This is a genomic window from Lactiplantibacillus xiangfangensis (assembly GCF_001438845.1).
GTDB classification, from domain to species: Bacteria; Bacillota; Bacilli; order Lactobacillales; family Lactobacillaceae; genus Lactiplantibacillus; species Lactiplantibacillus xiangfangensis.
Map to the genome: position 1 here is coordinate 24,025 of NZ_JQCL01000103.1, position 19,499 is coordinate 43,523.

The window sequence follows — 19,499 nt, forward strand, 5'->3', positions numbered from 1 at the left end:
GAAATCGCTTTCATGAAAATAATACCTTACTTGTTTTCAAAAATCAAGATTTTACAACGAAGATAATATTATTTTCAGCTCATTATTCTCAGCTTTTTTTAAGAAACAGCGCTATACTTGATTATATTAACCAATTAACTAAATTTTGAGGAGTGATTGAAGTGGCAGATTACACCAAGCTGCAACAAGTTCGTCAATGGACTGTGGATAACCACGTCGACGTAACTTACGTCAGCAATTTTCACACGATTTCCTATTTAACCGGATTTGAGAGCAACCCGTACGAACGGACCCTCGCATTATTTATTTTTGCGGATTCGGAACCGTTCCTGTTTGCCCCCGCCCTAGAAGTTGAAGCCATCAAAGAAATGGGCTGGCCTTATAAAGTCTTCGGCTACCTTGACCACGAAGATCCTTACGCTTTAATTGCGGACCATATTCACGACCAGTTAACTGATCCTAAAGTCTGGGCCTTAGAAGAAGGCAATTTGACCTTAGACCGTTTTACGGCCTTGAAGGGCCAATTCCCAGCTGCACACTTTGATAAGGACCTTTCTCCTTACATTCAACAACTACGCTTAGTTAAAACGCCCGACGAATTGAAATTACTCAACGTCGCCGGCGAATGGGCCGACTTTGCATTTGAACACGGCTTCGCTGCGGTGAAGGCTGGTCGGACGGAACAACAAATTGCCGCCGAACTTCAATACGCCTTAATGCAAAAAGGGATCATGGAAATGAGCTTTGGGACCTTGGTACAAGCTGGCGAACACGCCGCTAATCCACATGGTGCCACTAATGAAACTCAAGTTAAACCTAATGAATTAGTATTATTCGACCTCGGTGTCATGTACAAGGGTTACGCCTCTGACGCTTCTCGGACCGTTGCTTACGGTCAACCAACTGACAAACAAAAAGAAATTTACGACGTTTGTCTTGAAGCCCAATTAACAGCTCAATCCGCTGTTAAACCAGGCATGGCTGCCGAAGACGTCGACAAGCTTGCACGTGACGTCATTACCAAAGCCGGCTACGGCGAATACTTCATTCACCGCTTAGGTCACGGAATTGGTCAAACGGACCATGAATTCCCATCCATTATGGCTGGCAACCACATGTCATTAGTTGAAGGCATGTGCTTCTCCATCGAACCCGGGATTTACATTCCAGGGGTCGCCGGTGTCCGGATCGAAGACTGCGGGGTCGTTACTAAGGAAGGCTTCAAGCCATTCACCCACACTTCCAAGGATCTTAAAATTTTAGACCTTTAATTTCAAAAAAAACATGAACTCAAACACGAAAAGCCGCTCAGAAATATTTCTGAACGGCTTTTTTCTATTGGTTACGGTCGAAACGTGCACCAAAAGGCAATTTGCTCCGCTTAACTCAGCGTCAGCGACCATTCCAAGCCCAGGAATAATCACTGACCACGTTAATGCTCACAACCTACCCGCCCTTTGTCACACGCTTATGGTAAGTCGTTCCCCGCAGCAAAGTAAACGTCGTACCACTCCTGCTTCGTCAAATCGACGGCGGTACCCGCAATACTTTCTTGCAAGTGTTGTGGATTCATTGAGCCTAAAATAACCTGCATGTGTGCCGGGTGCCGTACGATCCAGGCCGTTGCGATGGCGTTCTTCGTCACGTGGTACTTATCCGCAAGTTCTTGCAGTTCAGCATTTAACTCTGGAAACTTTGGGTTATCAATAAAGGTGCCCGCAAACATCCCGTACTGGTAAGGTGACCAAGCTTGAATCGTCATGTGATGCAACCGTGAATATTCAATAATTTCGCCATCATGATCGATACTTGGCGTATCTTGCATGTTCGTGTGTAAGCCAAACTGGATTGGCCCCGTGTGCATGACGCCAAATTGCAGTTGATTGATCATGAGCTTTTGGCTTAACGCGGATTGAACCAGTTCCACCTGCATCGGATTAAAGTTGGAAACGCCAAAGTGGCGAACTTTACCGGCGGCTTGGAGTTCATCAAAAGCGGCCGCGACCTCTTCTGGTTCCATCAACGCGTCTGGACGGTGCAGTAGGAATGAATCTAAGTAATCGATTTGCATCCGCTGTAAAATACCATCGACGGTTTCAATCAAGTGTTGCTTAGAGAAATCGTAACGTTGACCAAATACCAGCTCACCACGACTCCTCTTAGGGTCTAAAACGATCCCACCCTTTGATTGAATAAAGAAGTCATCCCGCTTCAAGCCGGACTTCTTAAGGGCTTGGCCAAAAATCTTTTCGGATTCACCGTTACCATAAATATCGGCGCCATCAATAAAATTAACACCCTGGTCATGGACCGTGTTCAAAATATTGGCCGCCTGATCAGTATCTAGCCGCACCATCCGCATAATACCTAAAGCAACGGCTGAGACTTTTTGATTAGTTGCACCTAATCTCACTTGTTTCATTCTGTGAAACCCCCTTATTTATCAGAAATCAGCGTCCTGAATTAACGTTAAACGCTAGGAATTCCGTTATCAGCTCAAGGATAGTTCTTAGAGCCGACTCTAAGTCAAGGAAAATGCCGCTTTTTATAAAAACTAGTCAAGTTCGTGTAGCGTCATAACTAGCTGCGAGTCATCACTCCCCCACCACCAGTCATCGCCGCTTTAAGCTTAATCTCAAGTTGACAAGTTGGAATCGCTTACGTATAGTTGAAGCACCTTGGCCTAGCAGTCATGGCAGTAACTAAGAAAGTGACGCGATTACACGATGAATGATATCAGACATCGAGTTAGGTTCAATCGGGGGATTGTCGTGGCACTATTAATTTTATTATATGTATTCGCAAAAATGCCGTTAATGACCTTGGCCAGTGTTGGCCTTGCCGGTGGGCTCATCGTCCGAACCTGGCTAACCAGTTCACGACGGCGCGTTAAGTTGGGGCTAAGCGCGGCTTACCTGGGGGTCATGGTTTTTCAATTAGTATTTAACGCCGTAGTGCTATTTCCGATGCGGGGATGGACAGCACTCTATTACCCAACTAAGCTGGTGGCATTAGCGTTATTACTGTTACCACTATATGTGGAGCGGTTTGTCCTTGTTCAGCATCAAGATGACTTCTACATGCCATCAGCCGCGGATGCGAGTGCCATTAGCTTTGCGGAGTTGCGCCGTAACCGGGAACGGGTCCGACAAAGTATGCAACAAATGACCAAAATGACCCAAAGTATGTCCGTCAAACATTTAAAAACGGTTTTAAGTGACTTGCCACGGCACAGTGCGACCCGGTATATCAACCGTGGCACGTTGACACCGGCGTACTTTGACGATGCAACGGCCACGTTGGCTGATGAAGCCGTCTACTTAGTCGTCTCTAACACTGGTAGTCCCGCAAGTGAGATTATCTCGGCGTTTACGCAAAAGCAATACAATCACGTGTCGTTAGCTTTTGATCACGACCTAGCAACGATTATTAGCTATAACGGCGGCGATAACGTCTACCCACCAGGGATGAACGCTGAAAACTTGGAATTCTTTCATCAAAAACCAGACGCATCGGTCTTAGTTTATCGCTTACCAGTTGCGCGGCAGCAAAAACAACTCATGATTGACAAGATTGCAGAAATCAACCGTGAGGGGAGCGCTTATAACATGGTCGGGCTAGTCGCTAAACACTCCTACCGACCCAATATTATGTTCTGCTCACAGTTTGTCTACACGATGCTCCAATTAGCTGGGGTCGCCTATTTTAAAAAATCACCCGGCGAAGTCCGGCCGACAGACTTTATTGAACTCGATTACTATAAAAAGGTTCAATTTGACTATGAGATTACGTTCTAACTCATGATTAATTGTAATTTAAAAGTTGAAAAGTCTAAAACTGCTATCAACACTGTATCAGTAGCCATAGTTATTCCTAAATTATCCGCTCCGTCGGGTAGTCCTGGTGTGCTATGGGGGGCGCTCGCAGCCAAAATACGGTCTGCTCCCTCAATTCAAAGCCGATACCCCACGTCTTTGAATCGCCCCGCAAGATTGGCAGATAAGAAACTTCTGCCAATCTTGCCGACACAGCACACCAAGACTACCCGACTGCGCTCAAAACAGATTAACATAATCGGAGATTGTCACTGATGATATCGGTCGTGAAGGTGGCTTTTGACCGGTGATTTTTCCGGTCTTAGGCCACGGACGGTCCGGGACAATTGCGTATTTTGCAATCGTTCCGGGCGAGGGGCTAGACCGCTCCCCAGGCTAGCCCCGGTCCCACAACCGCATGTCATCAGTGGCAACCGGACTCACTCATAAGTAGTTAATTTATATTAGTCTAAATATTGATACAACGGTAATCAACCTCTAAATTTAACTTTCAATCTTTAGTTGTAACAAAAAAGACTGGGCAAACACCCAGTCTTTTTTGTCGAACTTATTTAGCAGGTTTGTCATCGTCTGCCGCACTAGCTGCTTCACTGTTCGCTTCACTAGTGGCTTCGTCTGCTTCTTTTTCTTCTGCACTCGTTGGTGTTTCAGTGGCCTTTTCAACTTCTGCATCACCAAAAGCAGCCGCACTATCAATGACAATGTCATCGTCGTCGCCCTGGTCATCTTCAACCTTGGCCAATTCAGACCGCAAACTGTCCGTTGCTTGGTCTAAGCTAGAACTGAAGCTACCACCGTCAGTTTCTTTAGCGGCTTGGTATTGATCAGCAAAGTCGCCGACCTTTTCCTTAGCGTCTTCGAAGTGCTTGCTAGCTTCAACTTTAAAGTCTTCCGCAGCATCATTGGCGTAAAAAGCGTAGTCGATCGCACGGTCTTTAAAATCAGCTAACCCTTGTTGGGCCTTTGCTTTCAATTCAGCCTTTTTTTCAGCATCCATCTTGTTAGCGATGGTCGCAATCACTGCGCCACCAACTGCTAAACCAAATAAGAATCCTTTTTTCGACATATTAAGACTCCTCACTATCATTATTATCGTTATTCTTGGAACGACGATTCCGGTAGACATCGAAGGCGGCCTTACCAACCTTGCTTGCACTCGCGAACTTACTGCGTTTTTCGTTCGTCTTGCCCAACTTAGACGTCAATTCCCGGGTTGCCGTGTTCAAATCAGAAACACTTTGACCTAAATCGCCCATCGCCTGAAATGCAGGATCAATGGTTGCGACCTTTCCGTTCACGTCCTTCAATAACTCGTTTGCATTGGACATGATTTGTTCACTTTGGTGTGATAAAGCATCAACGTCGTCCGTAATCGCATTCAAGCTTCGGTTGACTTCCCCCATGGTTTTTGTAATCCGCATTAGGAAAATCCCGATGAAGATAACTAAGAGCAAAAACGCAATGGCGGCAATGATCCCCGCAATATGTGTAATCATTAAAAAATTCCTCCTTCAACTGCCTTTAACATTAGAACAAGCATAGCATTGTCTCAATTATACTGCAATTAAAAAAGTGCTTACAACCACGTGAGAAGCGTGTTTGTACCGAGTTTGCTTACTCACGATCCGTTGATCGATTTGAATGTGGCGTTAACCGTGTCCTATCAGTACAATTATTTTTAAATTAATAATTTCGCCAGAAAAATGGTGCTAGGCTAATCGATTATCCCTCCAAATATGATTGTTAGTTGACTGTTCATTAGCCTGCTCATAAATTCCGCCAAGTAAATTTGGTTAGACCGCCAAAGTCTGCTAAACTTATGAACAGACAATTTATTTTGAAGGTGAATACATGTTTTCTCCAGTTGCACTGACCATCGAAACGCCAACCAAGCAAGTCTCCGTCTGGGTCAAGCTTGCCCAGAAGATTGACTGGCAACAGATCATCATTAACATCGGTGGTAAAATTATTGAAATTATTTTATTCGTACTACTATTTTGGGTGATCGACCGCTTAGGTAAGCGGCTCGTCCACCACCTCTTTTTATCTAACGCCAGCACTAGTGATACGGCCAATAACCGGATTTCCACTATTTTCACGCTGACGCTCAACATTTACCACTACATCATTATGTTCTTCGGAATCTACGCCGTTCTGTCCGTTTTGGGCGTTCCCGTTGGCACCCTAATTGCCTCCGCCGGAATCTTTAGTGTGGCGTTAGGATTAGGTGCCCAAGGATTTGTGAGTGATATCGTCACCGGGTTCTTTATTTTACTAGAAGACCAGATCGACGTTGGTGATTCAGTCAAAATCGAGACGATTGAAGGAACGGTCACGGCAATCGGACTCCGGACCACCCAAGTAACGAGTCCGGATGGGACGTTAAACTTCATCCCCAACCGGAAAATTCTCATCATTAGCAATCAGTCCCGTAACGATATGCGCGTCCTAATTGACCTCTACATCGAACCGCATACCGCCATTAAAACGTTAACGGATGCCGTTCAGTCGACAAATGCGACGCTAGTGCCCCAGTACCCCGATATTATCGGTGAACCGGATATCCAGGGTGTGACTACGCAAAGTGATGGCACCCTCGTCTTTCGCGTTCAGTTCTACGTCAAAAACGGGATGCAATATACGATTCAACGGGACTTCTTAGCCGCTTACCTCGCAGCTGCCAAGGCGGCCGGAATCAACTTACCCTCACCCCGATTAAACTTGAATCACTAATATTTAATGCTTTGATTGCTAACAAATAAATTTTAACCATCACTCAAAAAGCCGTCCAGAATATTTTCTGAACGGCTTTTTGCTATTATCATGGTTGAAACGTGCGGTAAAAGGCAGTTTGTTCCGCCTTTTATTACACTCTTAAGCTGTTGCGGTGCGTCAAGTATCCCGTCATCGCGTCAACCCCGCTCATGATTGCATCGGTGTGCGGTACCATGCTTTCGGAGTGTAACGAGTAAGGACTATCGACACCCAACCAGAACATGGTGCCAGGGATTTGATGGATTAAGAACCCGAAGTCTTCCCCAGTCATTGCCGGCTGCGTTTCGATGAAGTTAACGTCGTCAGCAGTTTGCATGTAATCCATGAAATCCGCCGTAATGGCATCGTTATTCTCAACCGGGTAGTAACCACCCTGGTTAAGCTTCAAATCGATGTTGCAATCATAGGCCAGTGCGACCCCTTCAGTAATCGTGCGCACCCGTTTTTGGATGTGCTCATTCATTTCCTGAGTCAGCGCCCGAATAGTCCCGTCAATTTGGGCTTCGCCTGCAATGACGTTTCCAATCGTCCCAGCCGTAAAGTGACCTAACGTAACGACCCCACTCTGAATTGGATCAACGTTTCTGGACACAATGGTCTGCAACTGTTGAACCAAGGCAGCCCCGGCAACGACCATGTCGTTTGCCTGGTGCGGGTACGCCGCGTGACCACTCTTACCATTTAAATGGGCGTGAATTTCACAGGTCCCAGCAAACAGCGTGCCCATCCGACACCCAATCGCCCCAGTTGGCAGATTAGGATTATCATGAAAGGCAAAAATCTCGTCCGGCATCCAGTCAGCGTCCAACGCGCCGCTTTCATAAAGGCGTTTGCCCCCCGAAGCATTCTCTTCGGCGGGTTGGAACATAAAGATCATGTCCGTTGTTGGTTGATGTTCTGCAAAGTAGCTCAGAATACCTAGCGCAACCGACATGTGAATGTCGTGACCACACGCGTGCATCTTGCCCGGATGGGTGGACGTAAACGGCAAACCAGTCTTTTCTGTCACTGGTAAACCGTCAATGTCGGTCCGGTAACCAATCCGGTAGTCATGCTTGATTCCGCTGACCTTGACTAAGATCGCCGTATCAAGTGACGGGATCTTCTTGATGGTCAAATAGTCTTGCGGCATTTTCGCAATGATCGATAACAAGTACGCCTGCGTCTCGTGTTCTTCCAAACCAAGTTCGGGAATCTGATGTAGATGTTGATAAATCGGAATTAATTCAGTTTCCCGTAATGCCATATCTATCCCTCCACGTTTAAAGATTCCGTAATTCGCTCATTAATTCAGTCTTGCTCTTCGTTTTATCATCAATGTCTTTTAACTTACGTGCGGGTACGCCACCCACAACGGTATTAGGTTCAACGTCACTGATAACAATGGCACCAGCCGCAACAACGGCCCCTTTACCAACGTGCACGCCTTCCAATACGGCTGCGTTTGCACCGATTAAGACGTCATCGTCGATTTGGACTGGTTTAGCCGAAGGTGGTTCCACCACGCCGGCTAACACAGTGCCGGCACCAATGTGACAATTCTTGCCAACAATGGCACGGCCACCTAAGATTGCGCCCATATCGATCATCGAACCAGCACCGATTTCGGCACCGATATTAATAACAGCGCCCATCATGACAACGGCATTGTCGCCAATTAAAACTTGGTCACGAATAATCGCACCGGGTTCGATCCGGGCGTTGTATTGCTTTAAGTCCGCCATTGGAACGGCTGAGTTACGCGCGTCATTTTCTAATTCATAATCTTCGATGTGGTCAGCGTTAGCCTTTAAAAACGGTTCAACGTCGGCCCAATCACCGAATAATACACCTGCGTTACCACTGAAAAAGGTTTTAATGCCAGCTGGAACATCCAGTTGATCGAGTTGACCCTTCACATAAACTTTAACGGGTGTTTTTTTCTTGGCACTGCCAATGTAGTTAATAATTGATTGTGCATCTAATTTTGCCATCGGAGACCCTCCATAATTTTCATTTTGACTTTTCGCTAGTGGAAAAATCCTTTTCAATCATATCATATTGTTTCCCAATTTCATGGGTTAAAAAGTTAAAACTCTTCATGTATTCGCGCCGGGTCACGATTCCCTGGAACAGGCCATCGTTGTCAACGACCGGAACAAACGGATTATCGATCATCAGGTGTAGCGTTGACTCAACATCATCGACGTTGGGCACCGTCTTAACCTGCGTTTCCATCACATCACTGACCCGCTTTTCCATTAAAACTTCAACATTTAGCTGGTCAAACCCTAACATCTGTTCCGTAATCAGCGGTAGCGAGATCAACCCTTCAAAGTGGCCCGCATGGTCAAGGACCGGAATCTTCGAATACTTGATCTTCGTTAACACCAAAAACGCGTGGTAAAGATTATTATCAGTTTGGACATTCGCAACAATGTCAGCCGGAATCAGGTAATGGTCAGCATTGCGTGACAATAAGTCCGCAACTGGTTGGATTAACATTTAGACACCCCTTCTCGTCACTGCATCACAGTCCTATTTTACCCGAAAATGGACTCGATTTGAGGAGGAATCCCCGAATTTTTATTAATCTTTTAATGGCTAAAGTGGAATTTCAATTCAGGGACGGCGTGTTGCTGCCGATCGTAGTATTGAACATCCACCGCGTCGGCACTCGTCGTTACGATGGCGTACGTCCCACCGATGCGAGTAAACTCACCCCGGGGAAAACTAATACTGCCGGGATTAAGCATCAAAATCCCATCATGTCGTTCAACACCTAATTGATGCGTGTGTCCAAAGAAGGCCAGCTGTGCGTGATTGGCTTGCGCGTTCGCCAACAAGTGGTCCAGTCCCATATTGACCCCGACTAAGTGTCCGTGGGTCATGTAGACTGGCACGTCCTTGATGGTTGGGTGCACAGCTTCGGGTAATTGACCATCAAAGTCCATATTGCCCCGCACCACGTACATCTTGTCAAAAACGGCGTCATCGTGCTGTAGCTCCGAATCACCGCAATGGAAAAAGGCGTCGACCTTGCCTTCATAATGGGCTAATAGTTGAACCAAAATATCGCGATCGCCATGGCTATCGCTAACTACTAAACATTGCATTATTGCACCCACCATTCATCAAATTTTTTCATCAATTTACGCAACGCGTCCCCGCGGTGACTGATGGCATTTTTTTGTTCTGGCGTCAGCTCCGCCAATGACTTCTGGTACTGTTCCGACCAGAACAGCGGATCATAACCAAACCCGTTGTCACCCCTAGGCGCAATTAAAATGCGCCCATGCAGCTCACCATTAACAACCAACTTAGCGCCATCCGGCTTAATCGCAACCAGCGTGGTGTGAAAGGTCGCCGTCCGCTTTTCTTCTGGGACCCCACCTAAATTGGCTAGCAGTTTAGCGTTGTTAGCGGCATCGTTATGATCACCCGCATACCGGGCTGAAAAGACGCCGGGATCACCGTGTAACGCATCGACCATCAACCCGGAATCATCCGCAATCGCTGGTAACCCGGTTGCATCGACCACTGTCTGGGCTTTCTTGGTCGCATTCTCTTCAAACGTGATTCCATTTTCCTTAATTTCTGGAATATTAGGAAAATCAGCTAACGTCTTAATCGTAATCGCATACTTTTCAAACATCGCCCCAAATTCCCGCGCTTTGTTGGGATTATTCGTTGCGACAATCAATGTTTGTGGTTTAGTCATTTTTTTCACTCCCTAAATCAATGTGGGTTGCTTTGAAATTCGGTAATTCCAACCAGTCGGCTGCAATGGCTGTAAACTGCTCTGGCGACCCCGTCGTAAAGTACTCGTCCGGATACGTCTTCTTCGCATCAGTATTAGTTAGACCTAAGTATGTTAACACTGAGGACACGTCGTTAACCGTCTCCGCACCGGAGTCAATCAACGTCACCCCGGGGCCCATTACGTTTTGAATCAACGGCCGCAGCAGCGGGTAGTGCGTGCATCCCAATACCATCGTATCGATCGATTGGGACTTGAAATCTTTGAGTGTCGCTGCAACGACCCGCTTAGCGACTGCTGAGCGGTACTCATTCGACTCAACTAGGGGCACAAACTTAGGACACGCCTTCGAAATTACGTCCACAGACGGATCTTGCTGTAAAATTGCATCGTGATAAGCCTTACTTTTAATGGTCCCTTCAGTGGCAATGACACCGATTCGATGGCTTTTAGACGCCTTAATGGCTGCTCGTGAACCGGGTCCAATCACCCCAATAACGGGAATTGATAGTTTAGCTTTCAAATCAGGTAACGCAGCAGCCGTCGCGGTATTACATGCGATCACTAACATTTTGATGTTTTTACGCAACAAAAAGTTAGCCATCTGCCAAGAAAACTCACGCACCTGTTCCGTTGGTCGTGGGCCGTACGGTAAGCGGGCTTGGTCACCCACAAAGTACACCGTCTCCCGGGGAAGTTGTTTTAAGGCCTGCTTAACGACCGTTAGTCCGCCAACTCCCGAATCCATGAAGCCAATTGCACGTTCATCTGACATATTCAAAATCTCCGTTCGCTGAATTCTGAAACTACATTATGTTCTTTTTTGAAAGTGATTTCAAGCCGAACCAATTGCCTCAAATTCGTAAAGTTTCTGTCGATAACTTTAAAAATTCCCGCATTTCACCGGAAACAAGGTATAATATCTATTATAAAGTGGTAACCGTACCACGATTTTTTGCATGGAAAGGAACTATCATGACGAACGCCTTTTATTCTCAATTTGCGGGCAACTCGATCAAGACCTCCATTTTAAGCGTGGAGATCTTGCGCGATGCCTTATTACCAAACTTACTTGGAGACGAAAGCAGTGGGATTCTTTACTGGGCTGGTAAAGACTTGGCGCGCCAATTTCCAACCAGTTCAACTGAAGACCTGATTGCGTTCTTCGAACAAGCCGGCTGGGGACACTTGGTACTCGTAAAAGCGACGAACGATCTCATCACCTATGACTTAGTTGGTGAACCGGTCGCTCGGCGTAGTGCAACCATTAAAAATCCCGATTTCATGCTTGAGACCGGATTTTTAGCCGAACAAGCTGTTCAACATTCTGGTTGCATTAGCGAAGCCAAAATTATCTTTCAAAATCGGATGCGGTTACGCATCGCCGTTACCGTTGACCATCAACAACCAATCAGCAATCACGATCCTGAAACACCGATTGAGATTGTGCATCCTAGAGTAGAAGACCCAGAAACTGACGACACACCTGAATCTTAAAAAAGACGACCATTACTGGCCGTCTTTTTTTGATTCCTACAAATCACGCAAGATCTTTAAAGGTACTGATCAAGCTTCTGTTTAATTTGTTCTTTTGAGTGGTAGCCGACAAGGGTGTCCACAACTTCGCCGTCCTTCTTTACTAGCAAGGTTGGAATACTCATAATACCAAAGCTGCTGGCCGTTTCGGGGTTCGCATCCACATCCATTTTGTTGAAGGTGACCTTGTCACCCATTTCATCAGCTAATTGTTCAACGACTGGTGATTGCATCCGACAAGGACCACACCAAGTTGCCCAGAAGTCAGTTAACGTGACGCCCGTGGCAGTATCCGTTGTAAAAGTTTTATCCGTAGTTGCTGCGACCATTTCAATCGGCCTCCTAAATAAGATTCTGTTACTATAAGTAAGTATAACCAGTTCATGCACCGAACACAACTAATTCGTTCAAAACGAACGGTTGACTGGATTCGACTTACTAGCCTATTTAAATTGCACTTCGGTTGCCCCGTTGCCACCATGGTTCGGTGCGGCAAAGTGGAACGACTTCACTTGACGATTGGTCTTCAAGTAGTCCGTAATCCCTTCGCGCAATGCACCGGTTCCCTTACCATGAACAATCGTCACGGAAGGATAGCCTGCTAAGAGGGCCGCGTCAATGTAGCGGTCAACTTGGGTCATCGCGTCTTCATAACGAACGCCCCGCAAATCTAAGTTCGGTGAAACGTGACTCGCATTGGCACTTCGAACGACAGCGCGAGCTTGTTTAGGTTCCGCTTCCGGTTTGACGCGTTCCATATCGCCATCGGAAATCTTCATCTTCAAAATCCCAAGTTGGACTTCCCAAGTATGCTGACCCATTTTTTGTACCAGCACACCCCGTTGGCCGTAAGACTTAACTAGAACATCGTCGCCTTCATGGAAATCTTGTTGGGCCTTGGCCCGTCGTAAGATGCGGTTCTTCTTCAGCTTAGGCTGTTGTTCCAGGGCATTCAAAGCCCCCTTCGCGTCAATCAGTTCATTTTCCTTAACGACACTGTGACCACTTGCCAATTGTTTCTTGCGCAGGTCACTAATAATCGCATCGGCTTTCGTCTTACTCTTCTCAACGATGTCATTGGCTTGAACCTTGGCATCCTCGATCAACTGATCTTTACGTTGTTGATAAGCGTTGTATTCGCTCTTCAATTCACGATGGAGCTTATCCGAATCCGCTAGTTCTTCCTTCAAGTAAACTTGTTCGTCTTCAACTTGTTTACGCTTAGCGACCAAGTCAGCAATCATCGCGTTTAAGTCCTGACTGTCTGAATCGGTCAGCGAACGAGCCTGGTCCACGATGCTACGCGGAATACCAAGCCGTTGCGCAATGTCTAGCGCGTTACTACGCCCAGGAATCCCGACTAACAGTTTATACGTCGGCTTCAGCGTCTCTTCATCGAATTCCATGCTGGCATTGACCGTATCGGCCCGGTTGAACCCGTACGCTTTTAATTCAGGGTAGTGGGTCGTTGCAACGACTTGCGTCCCCTTTGCGCCAATCGCATCCAAGATGGCAATCGCTAAGGCAGCCCCTTCTTGTGGATCGGTCCCCGCACCTAATTCATCGACTAGGACTAGGCTACGTTGGTCGATCTGCTTTAAGAAGCTTTCAATGTTCTCCATGTGTGACGAGAAGGTACTGAGGTTTTGTTCAATCGATTGTTCATCACCGATATCGGCAAAAATTTCGTTATAAATCCCGATTCGACTACCTTCGTCGACCGGGATAAATAAACCGGATTGGCCCATCAGTTGTAACAACCCTAACGTCTTTAAGGTAATGGTTTTCCCACCAGTGTTAGGCCCGGTAATGACGATGGCTTGGTAGTCGGTCCCTAACGTAATATCGTTAGCAACGACTTTTTTGGCATCAATTAACGGGTGCCGCGCCTGTCGTAGGTAGACTTGGTTATCCGCCGAGAGTTGAGGCTCAGTCGCACGCATATCATGGGCGTAGCGCGCCTTCGCATTAATAAAATCAAAGTGGCCCAAGATAGCGGCGTTTTGGAGGATTTCATCTTGATAAGGTGAAATCAAGTTCGACAATTCCTCTAAAATCCGTTGTTCTTCTTGTTTTTCGGCAACCTGATTTTGACGTAACCGGTCATTTAACGCCATGACCGCCTGTGGTTCGATGAACAGGGTCTGACCACTGGCACTTTGGTCGTGGACGATGCCACCGAAGCGGGAGCGATTTTCAGCCTTGACCGGAATAACGTACCGGTCATTTCTAATCGTAATAATTGGATCACTCAAATACTTAGAATCACGACCACGGGTGTAATGCTCCATCTTACTGCGGATTTCACCCTCGGTACGGCTGATATTACTACGGATACTACTCAACTGTGGTGAAGCGTCATCCGTAATATGCCCGTCACCCTCAATGGCCGTAGCGAGGCGTTTCGTCACTTCAGGCAACGTAACAAGTTCCTGAACCTCATCAAATAGGTGCCGAATTTCATTTTCAGGCGCATCTTCTAACAGGTCATCAAAGAACCGGGTGATTGCGCGGGTCGTCTTTAAGACGCGGCCCACCTGCCCCAGTTCACTCCCATTTAAAGTTGCTCCAATCGCTAACCGCTTCATGTGCGGTGCGATGTCTGCGAGACGCGCAATCGGAATACCACCCTTTAACCGGTAAACTTCCGCCCCGTCATTCGTTTCATCTAGCGCTAGTTGGATTGCCGCTTGGTCACTTTGCGGCTGCAACGCGTTTAACTCTTTTTGCCCGGCTGCCGAAACTAAGTACGGTGCCAGTTGTTGTTTAATTTGTTGATACTCTAATGTTTTTAATACTTTAGGATTCACTTATAACTTACCCCCGAAGCTCTGAGTCGGTAACGAAGGTTGCAAAAAAATAGATGATGCAGTTAGTTGTTAGCATCATCCGTTTGCATCTTCAATAACTCTGCTTGTTTGTCCACCTGATCTGAGATCGCGTTAAAGGCGAGTAACGTCGCCACTTCTTGATCTGAGAGGTCGGGTGCTAATTTTTTTAATTGTTCGATTTGTTCATTCATCATCCGCGTCACCGTTTGCATGTGCCGATCAGATGCCGTTCCGATGATCGTGTACGCATGACCATCAATTTCTGCTTTAAAGCGTCGTTTGTTCGCAGTCATCAACATCCGCTTCCTTTCCAATAACATCTAATATTTTAGCATGATACGGGCGTTTATGCGAACCGTAGCCCCATCAGCCGCGGCCCTACTCCCGACAAAAAGGAGCCTGGGAAATCCCAGACTCCTTTCAACGACTCACCACGCCATTATCACTATGGTCATTCCGTCTAATCACGTGTCGAGTTCTGGTCAAAACTTACTGCATGCCACCGTCATCAGCTAAGAAGGTGTTCAGTACTTGTTCAACCATATCCCATTCTTCATCGGATTCAATCAATTGTAGTTCCCCGTTGTCTCCATCTTCAGGATCGAAGATGTAGGCTTGGATATCCACTTCGTCGTCCGCAGCCGCATCGGCCGGGTACAATAGAATGTATGAATGACCGAAGTCTTCCGAATCAAATGTGAATAAAATATTGAATAAAGTTTCGTTGCCTTCGTCATCAACTAATGTGATCACATCGTTGTCTTTGCTTTGGTTTTGGCTCATGTTAGTTCCTCGCTATTCTTGTGTGAGTTTACCATGGCGATCTAAGTAGTTTTGCAAGATCAAACCTGCCGCTAACTTATCGATCACCTTTTTGCGCTTCTTACGTGAAACGTTGGCTTCTTCCACCAACATCCGATCGGCTTCCACCGTCGTTAAGCGCTCGTCTTCGAAATCCACTGGTAAATGGAATCGCGCTGTTAATAGGTCGCCATAATGCTTAGAAGCCTCGGCCCGTGGTCCCAACGAGTTGTTCATGTTCTTCGGCAACCCGAGCACAAACCCTTTTGTTTCGTGCTCTTTGACTAATTCTGCAATTCGGTCAATCCCGAATTCTTCCTCGTCTTCGTTAATCCGAACAATTTCAACACTCTGTGCAGTCCAACCGAAAATATCACTAACGGCCACACCCACTGTTCTGGAACCAACATCTAAACCCATTAACTTCATGCATTAACATCCTTATCTGCCTTCAAGTAGGACTTGACCAGCTCTTCGATAATTTCATCGCGTTGATGCTTACGAATTAAATTCCGAGCATCATTTAAACGCGGGATATACGCCGGATCCCCAGATAGCAAGTAACCTACAATCTGGTTGATCGGGTTATAACCCTTTTCTTGTAACGCTTCATAAACTGTCGTTAACGTGTCATGGACATCCTTAACGTTATCATTATCGAAGTCAAAGTACATTGTTTTGTCTAATGAACTCATATAAAGCACCTCCCGCTAGTTTCCGCTTCTAATCTATTCTACTAAATGGCCTTGTGAAGTACAATCAATCCATTCTGATGTAACACATTCGTAATAAAGCAATTAGTTAATCCCTAGCCATACCGGACTTGTAACCGCACTCACTTAGACCCAACTTTCACCGCCAAAAAACTTTTTCAGTGGCGTTTTCAATTAAAACAGCTTCATCGGGTAGCCTTGATGTACTAAGGGGGACGGTCTGGAGGCTCAAATCCAAATTTCAGCTTTCAATTCTTATTGGAAGATCAAAAAAAGTGTCTCTCAAAAAATCTCGAGAGACACTTACTAGCACTAGTCAGACTAAGTGCCGTTTAATTCTTTTATTGTTCACTCAACCAATCGTGTGCAGCCTTTAAAGCAGCTGGTAATCCAGCAGGGTTCTTCCCACCGGCTTGAGCTAAGGTTGGGCGACCACCACCGCCACCACCAACTTTAGGGGCAATTGCTTTGATTAAGTCACCAGCTTTAATGCCAGCTTTGACCTTTTCATCACTAACGGCAACTAATAAGTTAACCTTATCGCCAATGGCCGTTCCTAAGACTAGGACGTCGGAGTACTGTTTAGCTTTCCAAGTATCCCCAAATTGACGCAATTGGTCCATCCCGGACACTTCAACTTGTTGGGCAATCAAGGTTGTCCCGTTGACCGTATCGACTTGATCAAAGACCGCGCCAGCCTGTTGTTTAGCTAAACGGCCTTCCAACTTGGCACTCTTCTGTTGTTCAGCTTTCAAATCAGCTTGTAACTGGCTGACCCGGGTTACAACGTCGGTCAACTTCGGTGCTTTAACTTGAACCGCAAGTTGTTTCAATTGTTGTTCTTCACTAGCCAACAGTTCGAAGGCTTCCTTCGAGGTAACGGCTTCGACCCGTCGAACCCCGGCACCGACACCGGCTTCAGAAACAATCTTGAATAAACCTAATTCACTACTGTTCTTAACGTGGGTCCCACCATCAAATTCAATTGAGTAGTCGCCGATTGAAACGACCCGTACAATTTTACCGTACTTCTGGGTAAAGACGGCAATGGCGCCCATCTTATGACCAGTTTCTTGGTCCGTTTGAATTGCTGAGACGGGAAGAGCTGCCCAAATCTTATCGTTAACGATTTGTTCAACCTTGGCTAATTCTTCAGCCGTCACTTGACCAAAGTGGGTAAAGTCAAACCGCAAGTAGTCGGGTTCAACGAGTGAGCCGGCCTGTTGCGTATGTTCGCCCAAGACGTCGCGTAATGCTTGATCCAACAAGTGGGTCGCCGTATGGTTCTTTTCAACTTTCGCATGGAAAGCTAAGTCGACGTTCAAGGTGTAAGTGGCATCCTTGTGCATCGGTTTTAAAACTTCAACCGTGTGCAAATGTTGCTTATTAGGCGCATTTTGTACGTCAGTCACCTTGGCAACCGTTTCACCGTTGGCATCTAAAATCACACCGCGGTCAGCAACCTGACCACCCATTTCAGCGTAGAACGGGGTCTTACTGAAAATCATCTCAGCCGTTCCACTTTCAACGTCGTCGACCAACTTTTCATCAACGATAATGTCGTTAAGAACGCCTTGAACATCTGTCAATTCATCGTAACCAACGTATTCACTAGGGGTCTTGATATCGATCAATAGGCTCCGTTGCACACCCATAGACTTGGCGTTGCTCCGCGCGTTGCGGGCCCGATCACGTTGGGCCTTCATTTCAACTTCAAAACCAGCTTCGTCAACTTGTAAGTTTTCGTCGCCCGCGTATTCCTTAGTCAGTTCAAATGGGAAACCGTACGTATCATACAACTTGAACGCAGCGGCACCAGACAAGGTATCATTGCCAGCTTGCTTGGTTTCCGCAATCAAGTTGTTCAACAGGTTAAGCCCATCGTTTAACGTTTCGTTAAAGCGACTTTCTTCAGAAGCCACAATTTTTTCAATGTAGCTGGCGTTCTTCAACACGTCAGGATAGTGTGATTGCATAATTTCGCCGACAATTGGCACGAGCTTATCCAAGAAGGCTTCCTTGAGGCCTAATTTTTGGCCGTGCAAAATTGCACGCCGAATTAAACGCCGGATAACGTAGCCCCGACCTTCGTTTGAAGGTAAGGCGCCGTCAGAAATCGCAAACGTAATTGCGCGCGCATGGTCCGCAATCACTTTAAACGACACGTCGTCCTGCTTGTTATCACCGTAATGCTTGCCAGCACTGAGTTCTTCAGTCTTCCGAATGATTGGCAGGAATAAGTCGGTTTCAAAGTTCGTTGGGGCGTTTTGGAAAATTGAAACGACCCGTTCGAGGCCCATCCCCGTATCAATGTTTTTACGTGGCAACGGTTCGTAAGTATTTTCTGGCGTGTGGTTAAATTGTGAGAACACGATGTTCCAAACTTCAAGGTAGCGTTCGTTTTCGCCGCCAGGATAGTTTTCGGGATCATCATCATCCAAATTATTGAAGGCTTCACCACGATCATAGAAAATTTCAGAATCGGGGCCGGATGGGCCTTGGCCGATATCCCAGAAGTTATCTTCCACTTTGACGATGTGGTCGGGTTTAACACCGGCTGCTTCCCAGAACTTAGCCGCGTCTTCGTCCTTGGGATAGACCGTCATATAAAGCTTTTCAGGATCCCATCCAAACCACTTAGGAGACGTTAAAAGTTCCCACGCCCACGTGATGGCTTCTTTTTTAAAGTAATCACCTACAGAGAAGTTCCCTAACATTTCAAATAACGTGTGGTGTCGCGCGGTCCGACCGACGTTTTCAATATCGTTAGTCCGAATACTCTTTTGTGAACTCGTCATTCGGGGATTATCGGGAACAACGGACCCATCAAAATACTTCTTCATTGTGGCAACCCCGGAGTTGATCCAAAGTAACGTTGGGTCATCTACAGGAACTAGTGACGCACTTGGCACGATCGTATGACCTTTTTCGTGGAAAAAGTCCAAGTACATTTGCCGAATTTCACTACTGCTTAACTTCTTCATATCAATTTGGCACCCTTTCTGGTTTATGTCTAGGCAAAAAAACACCGTTGCTAGCAAAGACGCTGTTAACGCGGTACCACTTTGCTTGCAACGATGTATTCGTTTACCTCTTAAGCTCATTAACGCTGAGAAACGGACTAGTTGACTAGTCATTGATCACAGGTAGCATCTAACTCACACCGCACTTTTTTCAGCAACCAAAGCGTTTCTAAACCGACGTGGGAGTTAAATATGTCCTTACTCTCAAAAGTATAAAAGTCTTCCGCGTTGTTGTCAATCCTGAC

Annotated in this window: 20 protein-coding genes; 4 read left to right on the forward strand and 16 right to left on the reverse strand. The window is 46.4% G+C overall.

Going from position 1 to position 19,499, the window contains the following annotated elements; all coding sequences use genetic code 11:
• Positions 1-161: 161 nt before the first annotated feature.
• Complete coding sequence (locus IV64_RS12725) at positions 162-1,271, forward strand: M24 family metallopeptidase (protein WP_057707604.1); 1,110 nt, start codon at positions 162-164, stop codon at positions 1,269-1,271.
• 197 nt (positions 1,272-1,468) lie between these two features.
• Here IV64_RS12725 and IV64_RS12730 read toward each other — a convergent pair whose 3' ends face one another.
• Positions 1,469-2,422, reverse strand: a complete 954-nt coding sequence (locus IV64_RS12730; protein ID WP_057707605.1) for an aldo/keto reductase — start codon at positions 2,420-2,422, stop codon at positions 1,469-1,471.
• A 349-nt stretch (positions 2,423-2,771) separates the two neighbouring features.
• Between IV64_RS12730 and IV64_RS12735 the strand changes: the two genes are divergently transcribed.
• On the forward strand, positions 2,772-3,797 hold the full coding sequence (locus tag IV64_RS12735) for a hypothetical protein (RefSeq protein WP_237757346.1): 1,026 nt from the start codon (positions 2,772-2,774) through the stop codon (positions 3,795-3,797).
• A gap of 586 nt (positions 3,798-4,383) precedes the next feature.
• Here the strand turns inward: IV64_RS12735 and IV64_RS12740 are convergent.
• The gene (locus IV64_RS12740) at positions 4,384-4,902 is read right to left on the reverse strand and encodes a YtxH domain-containing protein (protein ID WP_057707607.1); all 519 of its coding nucleotides are present in this window, start codon (positions 4,900-4,902) and stop codon (positions 4,384-4,386) included.
• A gap of 1 nt (position 4,903) precedes the next feature.
• Positions 4,904-5,332 (reverse strand): DUF948 domain-containing protein, encoded by a 429-nt coding sequence (locus tag IV64_RS12745; protein ID WP_057707608.1) that lies wholly within the window; start codon positions 5,330-5,332, stop codon positions 4,904-4,906.
• 355 nt (positions 5,333-5,687) lie between these two features.
• Between IV64_RS12745 and IV64_RS12750 the strand changes: the two genes are divergently transcribed.
• Entirely contained in the window at positions 5,688-6,569 is an 882-nt protein-coding gene (locus IV64_RS12750) for a mechanosensitive ion channel family protein (RefSeq protein ID WP_057707609.1), read from the forward strand.
• Between the two features lie 133 nt (positions 6,570-6,702).
• Here IV64_RS12750 and IV64_RS12755 read toward each other — a convergent pair whose 3' ends face one another.
• From IV64_RS12755 to racE, 6 genes are all read right to left on the reverse strand, one after another.
• Positions 6,703-7,857, reverse strand: a complete 1,155-nt coding sequence (locus IV64_RS12755) for an N-acetyldiaminopimelate deacetylase (RefSeq protein WP_057707610.1) — start codon at positions 7,855-7,857, stop codon at positions 6,703-6,705.
• Between the two features lie 16 nt (positions 7,858-7,873).
• Positions 7,874-8,584: a 2,3,4,5-tetrahydropyridine-2,6-dicarboxylate N-acetyltransferase gene (gene dapD / locus IV64_RS12760; protein ID WP_057707611.1), complete on the reverse strand. Its 711-nt coding sequence runs from the start codon at positions 8,582-8,584 to the stop codon at positions 7,874-7,876.
• Positions 8,585-8,603: 19 nt separating this feature from the next.
• A complete protein-coding gene (cbpB, locus tag IV64_RS12765) occupies positions 8,604-9,095 on the reverse strand; it encodes a cyclic-di-AMP-binding protein CbpB (RefSeq protein ID WP_057707612.1) in 492 nt (163 codons plus the stop codon).
• A gap of 92 nt (positions 9,096-9,187) precedes the next feature.
• Complete coding sequence (locus IV64_RS12770; protein ID WP_057707613.1) at positions 9,188-9,706, reverse strand: metallophosphoesterase; 519 nt, start codon at positions 9,704-9,706, stop codon at positions 9,188-9,190.
• Positions 9,706-10,311, reverse strand: a complete 606-nt coding sequence (locus tag IV64_RS12775; RefSeq protein WP_057707614.1) for an XTP/dITP diphosphatase — start codon at positions 10,309-10,311, stop codon at positions 9,706-9,708. The genes IV64_RS12770 and IV64_RS12775 overlap by 1 nt, the downstream gene beginning before the upstream one ends.
• Positions 10,304-11,125: a glutamate racemase gene (racE, locus tag IV64_RS12780; protein WP_057707615.1), complete on the reverse strand. Its 822-nt coding sequence runs from the start codon at positions 11,123-11,125 to the stop codon at positions 10,304-10,306. The genes IV64_RS12775 and racE overlap by 8 nt, the downstream gene beginning before the upstream one ends.
• 200 nt (positions 11,126-11,325) lie before the next feature.
• On the opposite strand from racE, the gene IV64_RS12785 reads away from it, so the two are divergent.
• Entirely contained in the window at positions 11,326-11,847 is a 522-nt protein-coding gene (locus IV64_RS12785; protein ID WP_237757347.1) for a YslB family protein, read from the forward strand.
• A gap of 56 nt (positions 11,848-11,903) precedes the next feature.
• On the opposite strand, the gene trxA is transcribed toward IV64_RS12785, so the two are convergent.
• From trxA to alaS, 7 genes are all read right to left on the reverse strand, one after another.
• Positions 11,904-12,215: a thioredoxin gene (gene trxA, locus IV64_RS12790; protein WP_057707617.1), complete on the reverse strand. Its 312-nt coding sequence runs from the start codon at positions 12,213-12,215 to the stop codon at positions 11,904-11,906.
• A 114-nt stretch (positions 12,216-12,329) separates the two neighbouring features.
• A complete protein-coding gene (locus tag IV64_RS12795; protein WP_057707618.1) occupies positions 12,330-14,696 on the reverse strand; it encodes an endonuclease MutS2 in 2,367 nt (788 codons plus the stop codon).
• A 62-nt stretch (positions 14,697-14,758) separates the two neighbouring features.
• On the reverse strand, positions 14,759-15,010 hold the full coding sequence (zapA, locus tag IV64_RS12800) for a cell division protein ZapA (RefSeq protein ID WP_057707619.1): 252 nt from the start codon (positions 15,008-15,010) through the stop codon (positions 14,759-14,761).
• A 196-nt stretch (positions 15,011-15,206) separates the two neighbouring features.
• The gene (locus IV64_RS12805) at positions 15,207-15,500 is read right to left on the reverse strand and encodes a DUF1292 domain-containing protein (protein WP_057707620.1); all 294 of its coding nucleotides are present in this window, start codon (positions 15,498-15,500) and stop codon (positions 15,207-15,209) included.
• 12 nt (positions 15,501-15,512) lie between these two features.
• A complete protein-coding gene (gene ruvX, locus IV64_RS12810; RefSeq protein ID WP_057707621.1) occupies positions 15,513-15,947 on the reverse strand; it encodes a Holliday junction resolvase RuvX in 435 nt (144 codons plus the stop codon).
• Complete coding sequence (locus IV64_RS12815) at positions 15,944-16,213, reverse strand: IreB family regulatory phosphoprotein (protein ID WP_057707622.1); 270 nt, start codon at positions 16,211-16,213, stop codon at positions 15,944-15,946. Before IV64_RS12815 ends, ruvX begins: the two co-directional genes overlap by 4 nt.
• Before the next feature lie 359 nt (positions 16,214-16,572).
• On the reverse strand, positions 16,573-19,215 hold the full coding sequence (gene alaS, locus IV64_RS12820; protein ID WP_057707623.1) for an alanine--tRNA ligase: 2,643 nt from the start codon (positions 19,213-19,215) through the stop codon (positions 16,573-16,575).
• Positions 19,216-19,499: the final 284 nt, after the last annotated feature.

What these genes read in the sequence shown, in the direction of transcription:
- IV64_RS12775 (WP_057707614.1), bottom strand. Translation starts at nt 10,311, where the DNA reads ATGACTAAACCACAAACATTGATTGTCGCAACGAATAATCCCAACAAA.
- IV64_RS12730 (WP_057707605.1), bottom strand. Translation starts at nt 2,422, where the DNA reads ATGAAACAAGTGAGATTAGGTGCAACTAATCAAAAAGTCTCAGCCGTT.
- IV64_RS12755 (WP_057707610.1), bottom strand. Translation starts at nt 7,857, where the DNA reads ATGGCATTACGGGAAACTGAATTAATTCCGATTTATCAACATCTACAT.
- cbpB (WP_057707612.1), bottom strand. Translation starts at nt 9,095, where the DNA reads ATGTTAATCCAACCAGTTGCGGACTTATTGTCACGCAATGCTGACCAT.
- ruvX (WP_057707621.1), bottom strand. Translation starts at nt 15,947, where the DNA reads ATGAAGTTAATGGGTTTAGATGTTGGTTCCAGAACAGTGGGTGTGGCC.
- zapA (WP_057707619.1), bottom strand. Translation starts at nt 15,010, where the DNA reads ATGACTGCGAACAAACGACGCTTTAAAGCAGAAATTGATGGTCATGCG.
- racE (WP_057707615.1), bottom strand. Translation starts at nt 11,125, where the DNA reads ATGTCAGATGAACGTGCAATTGGCTTCATGGATTCGGGAGTTGGCGGA.
- IV64_RS12805 (WP_057707620.1), bottom strand. Translation starts at nt 15,500, where the DNA reads ATGAGCCAAAACCAAAGCAAAGACAACGATGTGATCACATTAGTTGAT.
- IV64_RS12785 (WP_237757347.1), top strand. Translation starts at nt 11,326, where the DNA reads ATGACGAACGCCTTTTATTCTCAATTTGCGGGCAACTCGATCAAGACC.
- IV64_RS12750 (WP_057707609.1), top strand. Translation starts at nt 5,688, where the DNA reads ATGTTTTCTCCAGTTGCACTGACCATCGAAACGCCAACCAAGCAAGTC.
- alaS (WP_057707623.1), bottom strand. Translation starts at nt 19,215, where the DNA reads ATGAAGAAGTTAAGCAGTAGTGAAATTCGGCAAATGTACTTGGACTTT.
- IV64_RS12770 (WP_057707613.1), bottom strand. Translation starts at nt 9,706, where the DNA reads ATGCAATGTTTAGTAGTTAGCGATAGCCATGGCGATCGCGATATTTTG.
- IV64_RS12740 (WP_057707607.1), bottom strand. Translation starts at nt 4,902, where the DNA reads ATGTCGAAAAAAGGATTCTTATTTGGTTTAGCAGTTGGTGGCGCAGTG.
- dapD (WP_057707611.1), bottom strand. Translation starts at nt 8,584, where the DNA reads ATGGCAAAATTAGATGCACAATCAATTATTAACTACATTGGCAGTGCC.
- trxA (WP_057707617.1), bottom strand. Translation starts at nt 12,215, where the DNA reads ATGGTCGCAGCAACTACGGATAAAACTTTTACAACGGATACTGCCACG.
- IV64_RS12745 (WP_057707608.1), bottom strand. Translation starts at nt 5,332, where the DNA reads ATGATTACACATATTGCGGGGATCATTGCCGCCATTGCGTTTTTGCTC.
- IV64_RS12815 (WP_057707622.1), bottom strand. Translation starts at nt 16,213, where the DNA reads ATGAGTTCATTAGACAAAACAATGTACTTTGACTTCGATAATGATAAC.